The sequence below is a fragment of the Kitasatospora sp. NPDC001132 genome (genome assembly GCF_053598415.1).
This window is the reverse complement of sequence record NZ_JBSFKF010000010.1, coordinates 11043-25426: the sequence shown is the minus strand read 5'-3', so window position 1 is coordinate 25426 and position 14384 is coordinate 11043. Positions and strand designations below refer to the sequence as shown.

Annotated in this window: 11 protein-coding genes and 1 pseudogene; 5 read left to right on the top strand and 7 right to left on the bottom strand. The window is 74.2% G+C overall.

From position 1 onward, the window contains the following. Positions 1–59: 59 nt before the first annotated feature. Entirely contained in the window at positions 60–488 is a 429-nt protein-coding gene (locus tag ACWDBE_RS15965; RefSeq protein ID WP_449792607.1) for a hypothetical protein, read from the top strand. Between the two features lie 199 nt (positions 489–687). Here the strand turns inward: ACWDBE_RS15965 and ACWDBE_RS15960 are convergent, their stop codons facing one another. The 3 genes from ACWDBE_RS15960 to ACWDBE_RS15950 all read right to left on the bottom strand — a co-directional run bounded on the left by ACWDBE_RS15960 (position 688) and on the right by ACWDBE_RS15950 (position 3762). Next, positions 688–2301 (bottom strand): tannase/feruloyl esterase family alpha/beta hydrolase, encoded by a 1614-nt coding sequence (locus ACWDBE_RS15960; RefSeq protein WP_449808317.1) that lies wholly within the window; start codon positions 2299–2301, stop codon positions 688–690. 122 nt (positions 2302–2423) lie between these two features. Further along, on the bottom strand, positions 2424–3092 hold the full coding sequence (locus ACWDBE_RS15955; RefSeq protein ID WP_449808316.1) for a cytochrome b/b6 domain-containing protein: 669 nt from the start codon (positions 3090–3092) through the stop codon (positions 2424–2426). Continuing rightward, positions 3040–3762: a molybdopterin-dependent oxidoreductase gene (locus tag ACWDBE_RS15950; protein ID WP_449808315.1), complete on the bottom strand. Its 723-nt coding sequence runs from the start codon at positions 3760–3762 to the stop codon at positions 3040–3042. The genes ACWDBE_RS15955 and ACWDBE_RS15950 overlap by 53 nt, the downstream gene beginning before the upstream one ends. A 448-nt stretch (positions 3763–4210) precedes the next feature. Here ACWDBE_RS15950 and abc-f point away from each other — a divergent pair, with 448 nt between their 5' ends. The 4 genes and pseudogenes from abc-f to ACWDBE_RS15930 all read left to right on the top strand — a co-directional run. Continuing rightward, complete coding sequence (abc-f, locus tag ACWDBE_RS15945) at positions 4211–5845, top strand: ribosomal protection-like ABC-F family protein (RefSeq protein ID WP_449808314.1); 1635 nt, start codon at positions 4211–4213, stop codon at positions 5843–5845. Positions 5846–5931: 86 nt separating this feature from the next. Further along, a complete protein-coding gene (locus tag ACWDBE_RS15940) occupies positions 5932–7650 on the top strand; it encodes an ABC-F family ATP-binding cassette domain-containing protein (RefSeq protein ID WP_449808313.1) in 1719 nt (572 codons plus the stop codon). After that, positions 7647–8225, top strand: coding sequence for a CGNR zinc finger domain-containing protein (locus tag ACWDBE_RS15935; RefSeq protein ID WP_449808312.1), 579 nt, complete (start codon positions 7647–7649; stop codon positions 8223–8225). Before ACWDBE_RS15940 ends, ACWDBE_RS15935 begins: the two co-directional genes overlap by 4 nt. Positions 8226–8379: 154 nt before the next feature. Further along, positions 8380–8625: pseudogene (locus ACWDBE_RS15930) on the top strand (hypothetical protein); the annotation flags it as partial. Between the two features lie 316 nt (positions 8626–8941). Here ACWDBE_RS15930 and ACWDBE_RS15925 read toward each other — a convergent pair. From ACWDBE_RS15925 to ACWDBE_RS15910, 4 genes are all read right to left on the bottom strand, one after another. Beyond that, positions 8942–9370 (bottom strand): Ohr family peroxiredoxin, encoded by a 429-nt coding sequence (locus ACWDBE_RS15925; protein ID WP_392875088.1) that lies wholly within the window; start codon positions 9368–9370, stop codon positions 8942–8944. Between the two features lie 120 nt (positions 9371–9490). Beyond that, a complete protein-coding gene (locus ACWDBE_RS15920) occupies positions 9491–10588 on the bottom strand; it encodes an AraC-like ligand-binding domain-containing protein (RefSeq protein WP_449808311.1) in 1098 nt (365 codons plus the stop codon). Between the two features lie 151 nt (positions 10589–10739). Further along, positions 10740–13466 (bottom strand): AAA family ATPase, encoded by a 2727-nt coding sequence (locus ACWDBE_RS15915; RefSeq protein WP_449792615.1) that lies wholly within the window; start codon positions 13464–13466, stop codon positions 10740–10742. A gap of 127 nt (positions 13467–13593) precedes the next feature. After that, complete coding sequence (locus ACWDBE_RS15910) at positions 13594–14280, bottom strand: YoaK family protein (RefSeq protein ID WP_449792616.1); 687 nt, start codon at positions 14278–14280, stop codon at positions 13594–13596. Positions 14281–14384 lie beyond the last annotated feature (104 nt).

Genomic DNA, 14384 nt, shown 5'->3' with positions numbered 1-14384 from the left:
GCCTCATGGAAATCTAGCGTCACCGGTCAGAACAGTTACTCTCGATGAGGACACCCACCATGGCAGTCGTACGGTTCCATCTCGTCTCCACGCTCGACACCGAGGGCGTCCTGGCGGTGCTGACCGACTTCAGCCCCTCCCGCTCCGAGGCCTGGCCGACGATCGACGCCGAACACTTCGAGGTCCACGCGCTCGGCGACACCTGGGCCGAGGTCACCGAGGGAACCGCCGCCGCCTGGGAACGCGCCCGCTACGACTGGGAGCCCGGCGGCGACACCGTCACCGTCACCACCCTCGACTCCAAGCTCTTCGGCCCCGGCGGCGGTTGGGTCTTCCGGATGACGCCCGAGGCCGACGGCACCCGGGTCGACGTCCAGCTGACGCGGCAGCCGGACACCCTCAAGCGCAGGATGCTCGCCGCCCTGCTCCCCGTCGCCGCTCCCCCGGCCCTGCGCAAGTCCTTCGCGGGGCCCCTGCAGGCCAAGTGACCCCACCCCGAGGGGCCGACAGCACCCGCTGTCGGCCCCTTCGGCATTCCCCTTCGCCGCACGGTGATCCGACGGGCCGTCCGGCGCACCGCCCACGCGTCGGCGCCGACACGAAAAGGCCCGGCCCGCGCCGAGGGGCGCGGGCCGGGCGGGCACCGGAGGGGATCAGGGCCGGGAGGGGATCAGGGCCGGGAGGGGATCAGTGCCGGGAGGGGAGGACGCAGCGGAAGCTGGAGGCGGCGCTGGTGTCGCCGTAGCCCCGGTAGCGGGACACCTCGGGGTAGCGGCACAGGTCGCGGCCGACGGTCTGTCCGGCCGCGTCGATCAGGCCGGCGGACAGCGTCCGGGGCGCCTTGCCCTGCTCGACCCAGGTCACCAGCGCGGCGAGGTCGTCGACCGTGCCGGCGCCCTTGTTGAGGCCGCAGTGGGCCGCACCCGGGACGAGGAAGAGGCGGTAGAAGTCGTCGACCCGCTGGGTGCCGCCCATCGTCCGCTCGACCTGCCGGCGGTAGTCGACGGTGCCCTGGGTGGGGATGAACTGGTCGGCCTGACCGTGCCAGCTCAGGAGCTTGCCGCCGGAGTCGCGGAAGGCGGAGAGGTCGGGGTCGTCGGTGCCGATGATCTCGTCGTACTCGGCCCGGGACTGCTCGAACAGCCGGGTGAACTGGTCGTAGGTGATCGTCGAGACGTCGAACGACGGCTGCTTCTTCAGGAAGGTCGTCGCCCAGAGCCGGGGCACCGGGAACGGCGCGCCCTCCAACCGACCGTCCGGGCCGAGCACGGTGCCGGCCAGCCCCGTCAGGTCCGCGCCGACCGGGACGCCGGACCACAGCTTCCGGCCCGACGTGCTCCGCGGGCCGTCCCAGATCTTGTGCACCACGGCCGCGTCGGCCGCCGTGATGGTCAGCTCCTTCCCGTCGCAGACCACCGTGGTGCCGATCAGCCGGCGCGGGTCGAAGTCGCATCGCGACGCGTCGTTCACCAGGCCGTCCCTGGCGCCGTCGAGCGGGTCGCAGGCGGCGACGGCGGTGTCGGTGAAGGCCTTGAACTCGCAGGCGGACGGGTAGGTCTTCTCGTTGTTCATGACCACCTGCGGCCACAGCGTGGCGACCTCGAACTCGTCCCAGTTGACGCCGGGCGCGGCGGCGAGGATGCCGTCGAAGTCGTCGGGGAAGCGCTGGGCCTCCAGGTAGCCCTGGCGCCCGCCGGTGGAACACCCGTTGAAGTAGGAGTAGGAGGCCTGCCGGCCGAAGTGCGCGGCGACCACCTGCTTGCCGAGGATCGACGCCTCGTGCTGGGAGCGGGACGCGAGGTTCTTCAGCAGCGCGCGGTTCACCTCGCCCTTGGCGTCCAGCGCCCAGCCGACGTCGACGGCGTCGCCGAGCCCACCGTCGGTGGTGGTCGCGGCGTACCCGTTCTTGACCGCGGTGCCCATTCCGACGCCGTTGTCCCCGACCGCGAAGGCGCTGCCACCGAGCGCCTGGAAGCGGCCGTTCCAGCCGCTGACGGGAAGCCAGGTCGAGACCTCGGCATGGTCGTTGTCGCCGGGGTGGGTCAGGGTGACGGTCACCTCGCAGAAGGCCGGGACCCCGGTGACCGTGCCGCCCACCACCCCGGTGCCGTCGATGGTGCCACCCTCGCGCCGGAGCGCCGTCACGGACTCCACCGCCGTGCCGGCCGGGGCCTGCACGGACGGCGCCGTACAGCTGAACGTCGTGGGTGCGGCGGCGCTCCGGGTGTCCGCCGCCGCCATCGGCAGGTTCACGGCGGCCAGCGCGGCGCCGGTCGCCAGCACGATCAGGAATCTCTTCATGGGTGTCCCGTCCAAGTGCGTTCGGTGGAAAAGGATTCGGTCGAGAAAGGGGCGTTCGGAAGCCGGGGTGTCGAGCAGGGGGGATGACTGGGGGTGATCGATGACCGGCGGTGATCGGGACGTCAGGAGTCGGTCCGGTCCCGGGACAGCCACCGGACGTGGTGCCGCTGCGCCCAGGCACGGCTGACGTACCCGGTGCGCATCCCGCGCCTCGCCTCCGGGTCCTGGAACGCCTTGCGCAGATGGCCGTACAGCACGAGGGCGATCAGCCAGGCCAGGACGTCGTGGACGAAGATCGCGCTGGTGCGGGAGACGAACGGCAGCAGGCCCCTGAACCACATCAGCAGACCGGTGGCGGCCATCACCAGCACGGCGCCGGCGATCCAGCCGGCGAAGAGCTTCTGCCCGGCGTTGAACTTGCCGGCCGGGCGGGCCTCCGGCCACGTCCAGCGCCTGCGGACGGCCCGCAGCCACTCGCGGTCGTACGGTGCGAAGCGGTTGAGCCGGCGCAGGTCCGCGCGGAACTCGGCGCAGAGCAGCCCTAGCAGGAGGGGCAGCGGCAGCAGGATGCCCGACCACTTGTGGACGGTGGCCACCAGGAAGCGCCGCCCGACGAGTTGGGCCAGCGGCCCGAGGTACAGGCAGGCCGCGGAGGCCAGGCAGAGCAGCATCAGGGTGCCGGTGGCCCGGTGGACCATTCGCTCGGCGGCGCCGAACCTGCGGACCCGGTCCGGGAGTTCAGGCCGCTTCGGGGCGCTGGTCGGCTTCGTCGAGCCAGCCGTCGACGGCATAGCCGCGCTCCTCCCAGTAGCCGGGGACGACCTCGTCGGTGACCGTGATGCCGGACAGCCACTTGGCCGACTTGTAGAAGTACATGGGTGCCACGTAGAGGCGGACCGGTCCGCCGTGCGCGTGGGTGAGGGGCTTGTCCTGCATGTTCAGCGCCACCAGGACGTCCGCGCGGCGGGCCTGTTCCAGGGTGAGGCTCTCGGTGTACTCGCCGTCGAAGCAGGTGAAGCGGACCGCCGCGCCCGGGGACCGCACTCCGGCGGCATCGAGGAGGTCCGCCAGCGGCACCCCCTCGAACGGGGTGCTGTTCACCCGCCAGCCGTCCGTGCAGAGCACGTCGCGGACCACTCGGGCCTGCGGCATCGCGCGCAGTTCCGCCAGCGTGTACGTCCTCTGACGTTCGACCAGTCCGTCGACCCGCAGTTCGTAGTCGCTCTCGTCCTTGTGCGGCACCGAGCCGACGACGCTGAAGTACCGGAAGCCGCCGGGATTGGGCAGCAGCCCGGTCAGGCCGGTCGCGTCCTTCTCGGAGGCGACGGACAGCGCCCTCTCCCAGCCGCGCTGGAGGTACGGCGCCGCGGCGAGCCCCGCGGCACCCGCACCGAGCATGCCCAGGACCGCGCGCCTCCCCACGGGTGCACCCTCGGCCCTCCGCTTCGGTTTTCCCGCCATGGTCACTGCGCTCCTTCGGGGTGGCGACGGTCCCGGCGGGCGGCCGCCCACGGCCGGCCCGGTCGCGGGCGGTTCACACGTGTGAACACGATCGAGCCGCCTCGACTCCGTCACCGGTTCAACTGGTGACGATGCTGGCACGGCCGCGCCCGGCCTGTCAACGAGGCGACGGAAGGCTCGGGCCGGGGCGAACGAGGGCACCGAAAAAGGAAGTTGCCGCCTCCGGAACGCCTGCTACAGTGGCCGGGACCTAGTAGTTCGTGATCGAGGAGTGGCAGACGTGGCGGGTGACGACGACATCTCCGGGTGAGATCCGGATCTGACGGCCATCGGCCGGTGCTTCAGGAGCGCCGTCGCCGGGTGGTCCGTTTCGTCGTACCCACTTTCCGCACGTCTGCCCAGGGCAGAGGTCTACCTTCCTGCCCTCATTCCCTTCGAGGTCATCTCCGTGTCCGACGCTGCCGTCGTCTGCTCCAACCTCTCCTTCGCCTGGCCCGACGACACCCGGGTCTTCCACGACCTGTCCTTCACCGTGCCCGCCGGGCGGACCGGCCTGGTCGCCCCCAACGGCGCCGGCAAGAGCACCCTGCTCAAGCTGATCGCCGGTGAACTCAAGCCCGCCACCGGCTCGGTGACGGTCACCGGAAGGCTCGGCTACCTCCGCCAGAGCCTCCCCCTGACCTCCCACCTCACCGTCGCCGAGGTGCTCGACATCGCCGGGATCATCCGCGCCATCGACGCCGTCGAGTCCGGGGACGTCGACGAGCGGCACTTCACCACCATCGGCGACGACTGGGACATCGAGGAGCGCACCCGCGCCCAGCTCGACCGCCTCGGCCTGACCGGCCTCGCCCTGGACCGCAGCCTGAGCACGCTCAGCGGCGGCCAGATCGTCTCCCTCGGCCTCGCCGCCCAGCTTCTCAAGCGCCCCGACGTCCTGCTGCTCGACGAGCCGACCAACAACCTCGACGCCGAGGCCCGACACAAGCTCCACGACGCGCTCGAGGACTTCAACGGCTGCCTGCTGCTGGTCAGCCACGACCGCGCGCTGCTCGACCGGATGCAGCACATCGCCGAACTCGGCAACGGCGGACTACGCTTCTACGGCGGGAACTTCACCGCCTACGAGGAGGCCGTGCAGGCCGAGCAGGAGGTCGCCGAGAAGAACGTCCGCAACGCCGAGCAGGAGCTGAAGCGGGAGAAGCGGGAGATGCAGCAGGCCCGCGAACGCGCCGAGCGGCGCCAGAGCAACGCCGCCCGCAACCTCAAGAACGCCGGCCTGCCCCGGATCTTCGCCGGGAACATGAAGCGCGGCGCCCAGGAGTCCGCGGGCCGGGCCGGCCAGATGCACGCGGCCCGGGTCAATGAGGCCAGGGCCCGGCTCGACGAGGCCGGGCGCGCCCTGCGCGAGGAGCAGCGCCTCTCCCTGGACCTGCCCGACACCCAGGTGCCCGCCGGACGCAACCTCTTCCTCGGCGAGGGCCTGCAGGTCCGCCACGCCGGTCGGCCGGTGTTCGCCGACGGCGGCGTCGACCTCAGCGTCCGCGGCCCCGAGCGGATCGCGCTGACCGGGCCCAACGGCGCGGGCAAGAGCACCCTGCTCAAGCTGGTCACCGGCGAACTCGTCCCGGACGGCGGGGAGATCACGCGCAACGGCGGGCGGATCGCCTACCTCTCGCAGCGCCTGGACCTGCTGGACCTCGACCGCACCGTGGCGGAGAACTTCGCCGCCTTCGCCCCCGAGCGGCCCGAGACGGAGCGGATGAACCTGCTCGCCCGCTTCCTGTTCCGCGGCGGCCGGGCGCACCTGCCGGTCGGGGTGCTCTCCGGCGGTGAGCGGCTGCGCGCCACCCTGGCCTGCGTGCTGTGCGCGGAGCCCGCCCCGCACCTGCTGCTACTCGACGAGCCGACCAACAACCTCGACCTGATCAGCGCCGGCCAGCTGGAGAGCGCCCTGAACTCCTACCAGGGCGCCTTCCTGGTGGTCAGTCACGACGAGCGGTTCCTCGCCGAGATCGGGGTGAACCGCTGGCTCCGGCTGGCCGACGGCACGCTGAAGGAGACCGGGGCGCCCGCGGTGTGAGCCGCCGACGTGTGACACGGCCCGCGCCCAGGGCCGTCGAGCCCCCGTGTCCGGCGGCCCCCACCCCCACGTCGGAAGGTTTCCCCGTGCTCCAGCACGCCCTGCTCGCCCACGACGTCGTCCGCAACCTCGGCGGTCGGCGCGTCCTCGACGGCGTCGGCCTGACCGCTGCCCCCGGCCACCGGATCGGCCTGATCGGGGAGAACGGCGCCGGCAAGTCCACCCTGCTGCGGGTGCTCGCCGGCGTGGACCGACCCGACGCGGGAAGCGTCTCCCGCCCCGAGGACCTCGGCTTCCTCCACCAGGAGCTGCCCCACGAGCCCGGGGCGACGGTCGCCGCCGTGCTGGACGAAGCGCTGCGCGAGGCCCGCGAGGACCTCGCGGAGCTGGACCGGCTCGGCGCGGAGATCGCCCGGGTCCCGGAGTCCGACCCCGGCCACGCGGACCTCCTGGACGCCTACGGCAGGCGGCTGGAGCTGGCGCAGAACCGGGAGTCCTGGGACGCCGACCGCCGCGCGGCCCTGGTCCTCGACGGGCTGGGCCTCGGCGCGCTCGGGCACGACCGCACGCTCGGCTCGCTGTCCGGCGGGCAGCGCGGTCGGCTGGCGCTCGCCGCGCTGCTCGTCCGCCGGCCGTCGGCGCTGCTGCTGGACGAGCCGACCAACCACCTGGACGACGGCGGCGCCGCCTTCCTGGAGGAGCAGCTCCGCGCCCTGCCCGGCACCGTGGTCCTCGCCTCCCACGACCGGGCGTTCCTGGACGCCGTCTGCACCGACCTGGTCGACCTGGACCCAGCGGTGGACGGGCCGGTCCGCTACGGCGGCAACTACAGCGCCTACCTGGGCGAGCGGCGCGCCGAGCGGGCGCGCTGGGAGCGGCGGTACGCCGAGGAGCAGCTGGAGCTGGCGCAGCTGCGCCGATCGGCCGGTGTGACGGCGCACCTGGTCGCCCCGGACCGGGGGCCGCGCGACCACGAGAAGATGGGCTACGGCCACCGGGCGGGCCGGGTGCAGAACCAGGTCTCCCGCCGGGTACGCAACGCCACCCGGCGGCTGGAGGAGCTCGAGCGCGCGCAGGTCCGGTTCGCCGTCGGGGCGCCGGCCGCGGACGCCGGGCTGCCGGCCGCGGACACCGGCGACGGCCTGGCCTCGGACACCGGGCTGCCGGCCGCGGGCGCCGGCGAGGACCGTCGGCCACTGGTGTCGCTCCGGGACGTCCGGGTGCCGGGGCGGCTCGCGCTGGACGGTCTGGAGGTGGCGGCCGACGACCGGCTGCTGGTCACCGGCGGCAACGGGACAGGCAAGTCCACGCTGCTCGCCGTGCTCGCCGGACACCTCACCGCCCGGGGCACGGTGCACCGGCGGCCCGGGCTGACGGTCGGCCTGCTCACCCAGGACACCGTGTTCGACCGGCCCGACCGCACCGTCCGCGACACCTACCTGCTGGCGCTGGGCTCGGCCCGGGCCGAGCGGGTGCCGCTGGTGTCCCTCGGTCTGCTGCACCCCGCGGACCTGGACAAGCCCGTCGGCCGGATCTCCGTCGGGCAGCGCCGACGCCTCGCGCTGGCGCTCCTGGTCGCCGACCCACCCCGGCTGCTGCTGCTCGACGAACCCACCAACCACCTCTCCCCGCGCCTGTGCGACGAACTGGAGGAAGCACTCGGCACCGGTCCCGGAGCGATCGTCCTCGCGAGTCACGACCGCTGGCTGCGCCGGCGCTGGCAGGGGCGCGAGCTGCGGCTCGACCCGGTCGGCGCCCCGCGTTATTGCACCGCCGCGCAGTCACCTGTCAGCATGGTGATGTGAACCTTGACCACGTCTTCGTCTGCGGGCACCCCGCCCTGGACTTCGCCGCTACGCTCCGTGCCCGGCGCACGGTCCGGTTCGAGATGTTCGTGACGCCGGAGCGCCTGAACGCCTGGTACCTGGACTCCGGGCTCGTGGACACCATCACGCCCGGTGACGAGCACGACGTCCGCGAGGCGACGACCGTCCGCGAGGCGATCTACCGGCTCGTCACCAACCGACGGCTCGACGAGCCGTTCGACCGCGAGGCGCTCGCCGTGCTCAACGCCGCCGCGCGCAAGACGCCCGTGACGCCGCAGCTCACCATGACCGGGCGGCACAACGAGGCGACCCCCGAGCAGGCGCTGGCGACCGTCGCGCGGCAGGCGGTCGAACTCCTCAGCGGTCCGGACGTCCCGCTGATGAAGGAGTGCGGCAACCCGGAGTGCACCCGGATCTACATCGACCGCTCCCGGGGCATGCGCCGCCAGTGGTGCGGCATGGAGTCCTGCGGCAACAAGATCAAGGCCGCCGCCTACCGCGCACGGAAGAAGTCGCCGTCCGAGAAGACGCCGTCCGCGGCCGGCGCCCGGTAGCCCCGGGAACCTTGTGGCCGAGCGCCACGAGGGGCGCTCCGACCGGGGGCGCTTCCTTCCGGGCGGACGCCAGTGGAAGCCCGCCGCCGTCCCCACCGCCCCGGCCGCCCCGGCTGCCCCGGCCGCCCCGGCCGCCCGCACGGCGAAAGCCGGTGCGAAGGGAACTTCGCACCGGCCTCTGCTCGGCGACCTGCTGGCGGAACTGCTGGGCCGGCACGAGGAACCGTGCCTGGCGAAGGACCTGCGCGACGAGCTGATGGCGACGTACCCGAAGCGCAATCCGACGCCCCCGGTCGTACGGAACACCTTGGAGTCCCTCGTCGCCAGGGGGCGCGTCCGGCGCCACAAGCAGCAGCGTTCCGTGATGTACACCCTGGTGCGCGCGGGCCTGGCCGCCTGACCGGCCGGCCCCCGGACTCCCACGAAGAACGAGGCCCCGGGGCCGTACCCCAGCAGCTCGACGGTCTCCGCCCAGCTCCGCAGCTGCGCGGCGTCCGGCCACGGCCGCTCCCCCGGGGTCGCTGCCCGCCGGAGGCGCCGGAACACCGGTCAAGGGCGTGACGGATACGTCCGGCCACCCGGAGACATGTGTGCGTCGAGGAAGCCATCGCCCTTCGCCCTCCGGTCGACGGTGTGCGTACGTGTGAGTGTGCGGGTGTGAGCGGGCCCCGTGCCGGACGGGGGAAACAGGCACGGGGCCCGCGTTCAGGGGTGGGTCAGGCAACGACGCCGGCGTGGATGACGACCGGGATGTTGCCGCGGGTGGCCTTGGAGTACGGGCAGATCCGGTGGGCGGCCTGCGCCAGCTCCTCGGCGGTGGCCTGGTCCACGCCGCCGAGTACGGGGCGGAGGACCGCGGAGAGCGAGAAGGCGTCGTCGTCGCCGTGGTTCAGCGTGATCTCGGCGGTGATGCTGGTGCTGGTGAGCCGGACCTTGCGGTCGCCGGCCGCCCGGCGGACGGCCCCGAGGAAACACGCCGCCCAGCCGGCCGCGAGGAGCTGCTCCGGGTTGGTCGCGGTGCCGGCGCCGCCGAACTCCTTCGGGATGGCGAGACCGGTCTCCAGCAGACCGTCGGAGGAACGGACCCGGCCGCCGTTGCGGCCCTCACCGTCGACGTCGACGACGGCGGTGTAGCTGACTGCCATGACTGGTGCTCCCCATCTGGATCGGATCGGCGTCCGACCTTGTCCGGCGATGCACCCGAACCCCAGAAGCATCACCGGCTCGGCCGGTGATGCAATGGTGGCAACTTGGCACGTCACCAGTCAAGGCGGTGACGCAATTCGGTCGTGACGGGATGCGACGGTGCCGCTCGGGTGCAACGTCGTCGGGGCGGCGGGTGGGAGAAAAATGGTGGCGCCCTGCGGGCGTGCCTCATGCGGGCGCACGTCGCCGGTGTCCGCGCCGTACGGACGCGCGCGCCACTCGCGCGGCGAGACGCCGTACACGGCGCGGAAGCTGTGGCTGAAGTGCGCCACGTTGACGAAACCCCACCGCCGGGCGACGGCCGAGACCGTGGGCGCGATGCGGCCGCGCCGGGCCAGCTCCCGGGCGCCGGCCTCCAGGCGCAGCTGCTGCACGAGGCGGCTCACCGTCACGCCCTCGCCCTCGAAGAGCCGGTGCAGGTGGCGCACGGACAGGTGGTGGGCACGGGCGATCCTCTCCGGGGACAGCTGCGGGTCGCCCAGGTGGCGGTCGATGTACTCCCGCACCCGCCGGAGCAGGTGCGCGGTCGCGGCACCCGGCTCGTCGGCGGCCCGGGGCGGCGCCAGCCGGGCGACGAGTGCGGTGACCAGGTCGGCGACGCTGCCGGCCAGGCGGTCGCCGACCGGCGCGGGGTAGGAGTGCGCGCAGGCGGCGAGGACGTCCAGGAACGGCAGGATCACCGGCCCGCACCCCTCCGTGGGGCCTACGGCCGTCGCCGAGGCGTGCCGCAGGTCGTTCTCCGGCACGCCCAGCAGCCGGCGCGGCAGGTGGAACAGGTGGATGCGGAACCGCTCCGGGTAGTCCACCTCGTACGGGCGCGCCGTGTCGTACAGCACCAGCCCGCCCGGCGGCACCTCGGCGCAGCGCCCGTCCTGCTCCAGGACGGCCCGGCCGGCCACCTGCACGCCGACCCCGACCTGGGGCTCGCTCCGCGGGGGCCGGGCGATCAGTGCCGCCGTGCGGGAGAGCCGGGCCGCATCGGCCTCCAGGGTGGAGATCCGCACGCACCCGAGGCGGTGCGACTCCAGGAGCCCCTCGAACGGCCGCCCGGTCAGCGGGTGCACCTCCAGCGGCACCAGCGACCGTGAGACCGCCCCGCTCCAGAAGGCCGCCTTGTCGCCGTCCGCGACCGACGCCGTCGTCACTCGCACGCCCATCTGACCGCCCTTCCGCCGGAGCCCCGCGCACTCCCAGCGTGGCCCGTCGGCGCGGCGGGTCGGTAGGTCATCTGACTGACGTGTTCGGACGGCCTTCGTGGAGTCCCACGAGGCGGCCCCGCCGGCCCGGTCGGGCGGGCGGGGCCGCAGGTCAGATCCCGTCGAGGGCGTGGGCGAGGGCGGCCCGCGTGGTGATGCCGAGCTTCGGGAAGATCTTGTAGAGGTGGGCCCCGACGGTGCGGGGCGACAGCTGGAGCTGCCGGCCGATCTCCTTGTTGGTCAGCCCGGTCGCGGCCAGCCGGGCGATCCGCAGTTCCTGGCCGGTCAGCCCGGGCGCCGCGGCGGCCGGTCCGGTCTGCGGCGGGGCCACCGGGTCCCCGGCGGCGCGGAGCTCCTCCTCGCACTGCGCCACCCAGGGGGTGGCCCGCAGGCGGCGGAACGCGTGGTGGGCCGCGCGCAGCGCCTCCCTGACGCCGGGCCGGTGGCGGCGGCGCAGCCACGCGCCGTGGGCGAGCCGCAGCCGGGCGAGGTCGAACACCCACTGCTCGGCGCCCGGGACGGCGTAGGCGGCCTCGTAGGCGGCGTCGGCCTCGTCGTCGTCGGCGGCCAGGGCGGTGGCGGCCGCGCACAGGAAGGCGTGGTGTGCGGAGATCTCGGCGGAGCGCGCCGCGGCTCCGGCCGCGAGGTGGGCCCGGGCCTCCTCGTGCCGTCCGGTGTGCACGGCGGCCGTCACCAGGTCGAGGACCAGCGTGTGGTGCCAGGGCCGGCCGCCGGACAGCCGCCCTGGCGGGGTGAGTTCGGAGAAGTGCCCGTACGCCTCCTCGTAGCGGCGGTGGGCGAGGGCGGCCAGGCCGCGCAGATGGGTCAGCCGGTCGAGGACGTAGCGCATCCGGGCGCGGGCGGCGATCGGCCGGATGGTCCGCTCGACCTCCCGCAGGGCGGCCTCGTCGCCCCGGCCGGCGAGGAAGTGGGCGTGGTACTGACGGAACATCAGGGCGTTGGTGTGGTAGCCGAGTTCGTCCGCGATCTCGGCCTCGCGCAGGCAGACGGCGGCGCGGTCCCAGTGTCCGAGCAGGTAGTCCTGGTGGGCCCTGGCCTTGGCGACCGAGCCCTGGGTGGCGTAGCCGTGCAGGCCGGTGAAGCGCTGCCACAGGTCGCCGTCGGGCCGGTCCAGCGCGGCGGAGGTCCACAGCAGGAGCCAGGCCGCGCCGGCCTCCTGCGCCCCGGTCAGGCCTTCGGCCGTCGCCAGCAGGGCGGCGGCGGCGTCCGGGCCCGGGTCGGTCCAGGCGCGCAGGCAGAGCCGGCCGACCTCGGAGACGTTCTCCCGGTGCCGTTCCAGGGCGCGCCAGGCCCAGGGGTCGTCCGTGTAGGTGGCCGCGAGGAGGAGCTTGAAGTAGACCTGTTCGACCAGCCCGCCGAAGGTGTCGGCGCCCGGCGCGGTCAGGGTGTCGAGGGCGGCGGGCAGCAGCGCGGCGGAGGACTCGAAGTCGACGTGGTGGCTCTGGTCGGCGTAGACCACCGCGTAGGAGAACAGCGGGTCGATGTCCTGCGGGACGGTACCGCTCTTCAGTTCCTCGACCAGTGCCACGGTGTGGCGCAGTTGCCCGCCGCGGGCCGCCATCACCGCGGCCCAGGTGAGCCGACGGACGCGGTCGCACCCGCTGGGGCTGAGGGCGGCGGCGCGTTCGAGCAGCAGCGCGCCCTCCGCCTCGCCGCCCCGGCCGGCGAGGTCGCGGCCGGCCTCCTGGAGGCGGCGGGCCAGGTCCTCGTCCGGCAGCAGCGCGGCGGCGGCCTCGTGGACCAGCCGCCGGGGGTCCTCCGGTGCGAGGGCGTCGGACAGGGCGCGGTGCGCCTCCCGGCGCGCGGTGTCGGAGGCGGCGGAGACGACGGCGGTGCGGACCAGGGGGTGCCGGAAGACGAGCTGCCCGGCCGGGTCGAGCCGGGCCAGGCCCTCCTCCTCGATCCGTGCCAGGATCTCCCGCGCGTTCTCGTCGGCGAGGGCGCGCAGCCACTCGGCGCTGCCGGAGTCCGGGCCGGTGGCCAGGGCGCCGAGCAGGAGGAGGCGGCCGACCTCCGGGGTGACCGTGCCCAGCCGTTCGGCGAACATCCGCTCGAGCTTGCGCCCGAGCGGCAGCCGCTCGGGCAGCGGAGCGGCGCCCCGCTGCTGGGCGGCCGCCAGCTGGCGCGGCAGTTCCACCAGCGCGAGCGGGTTCCCGGCCGCCTCGGCGAGGACGCGTTCCCGCGCGGGCGGCGCGAGTTCGGGGTAGCAGGTGCCCAGCAGCAGGGCCGCGTCCGCCGGGGGCAGGGCCGGGACGTCGACGGCCTCGGCCGACCAGATCTGGGCGGCCGCGCTGTCCGGGCGGGTGGCTCCGACGATCGCCACCGGCAGCTCGGCGCACCGCCGGTGCAGGAAGGCGAAGACGGTCCCGCTCGACGAGTCGATCCAGTGGAGGTCGTCCAGGAGCAGCAGCACGGGGGCGGTCCGTACCGCCTCCTGCAGCAGGGCCAGCGTGGCGGCGCCGACGGCGAAGCCGCTCGGGGTCCCGGAGCGGACGCCGAACGCGCTCTCCAGGGCCTCCCGCTGGTGTGCGGACAGCGCGCCGGAACGCTGGAGCGGTGACCAGAAGGCCTGGTGGAGGGCGCCGAAGGCGAGGTCCGTCTCCGCCTCCGCGCCGACCGCGCGCAGCACGGTGAACCCGCGCTCGCGCGCCATCCGCTCGGCCCAGGCGATCAGCGTGCTCTTGCCGACACCGGCGTCGCCGCGCAGCAGGACGGTGGAGCCGCTCGCGCCGTCCTCGGCCTGGACCAGTGCCGCGGTCAGCAGCTCCGTCTGCCGCTGCCGACCGACCAGGACCGGAAACCGCCTGTCCTCCGTCACTGGTGCCTCTCCCTCGCCCCGGCCGGTCCGCTCGCCGGGGACCCAAGGCTACCGCCCGCCGGAACCGCTCCCGAGGTCGCCGGCCGGGCGGCGGGAACCTCGCGGCCGTCCCGTCCCGCAGCTGCGGTCACTCCCGGTGGAGCAGGACGGTGAGGCCGGCCAGGACGGCGCTGGCGACCAGGGCCCAGGCGATCTGGCCGTGCAGGACGAGGACCGCGCCGGGGGCGGCGCCGGCGAGCATGGTGACGACGGAGAGGATCTTCCGGCGCTGGCGGGGGGCGGTGCCGCCGGCGAGGCGGGAGTCGGCGGCCAGGCCGGTCAGGGTGAGGGTCAGTACGGTGGTGGTGAGGTCGGGTACGCCGAGGCCGCGGACGGTGCCGTTGCGGATGCCCATCGCCAAGGCGAGCAGGGCGATCACCGGGTACTGCGCGGGCCCGTCGGCGCTCCAGACGAAGGCGACGGCCGCGGCGGCTCCGTACAGCCCGGCCTCCAGGACGAAGACCGTGCGCAGCCGCGCGGCGCGGTGGGATCCGGCGTGCCGGGTGGCGAGGCGGCCGGCCACGCCCGCGCCGAGCAGGAAGGCCGCGAGGGAGGTCAGGGAGCCGGTGACGGAGAAGCCGGGTGCTCCGGCGAGGGCGAAGGCGATGACGACGACGTTGCCGGTCATGTTCGCGGTGAAGACGTGGCCGAGGCCGAGGTAGCTGACGGCGTCGATCAGTCCGCTGACCAGGGTGAGGCCGAACAGGGCCAGGGCCAGCGGGTGGCGGTCGTGGATCTGCGGTCCGGACGGCTGCGGCGGCGGGGGTGTGGTCACGACGGCTCCTCGCGGGGGGGGGAGGTGGGGGAATCGGGGATGCGGGCGGGGGGCCCCCGGGAGGCGTCCGGGCCCCGGCGCGGGCGCGGCGGCGGGGGGCGTAA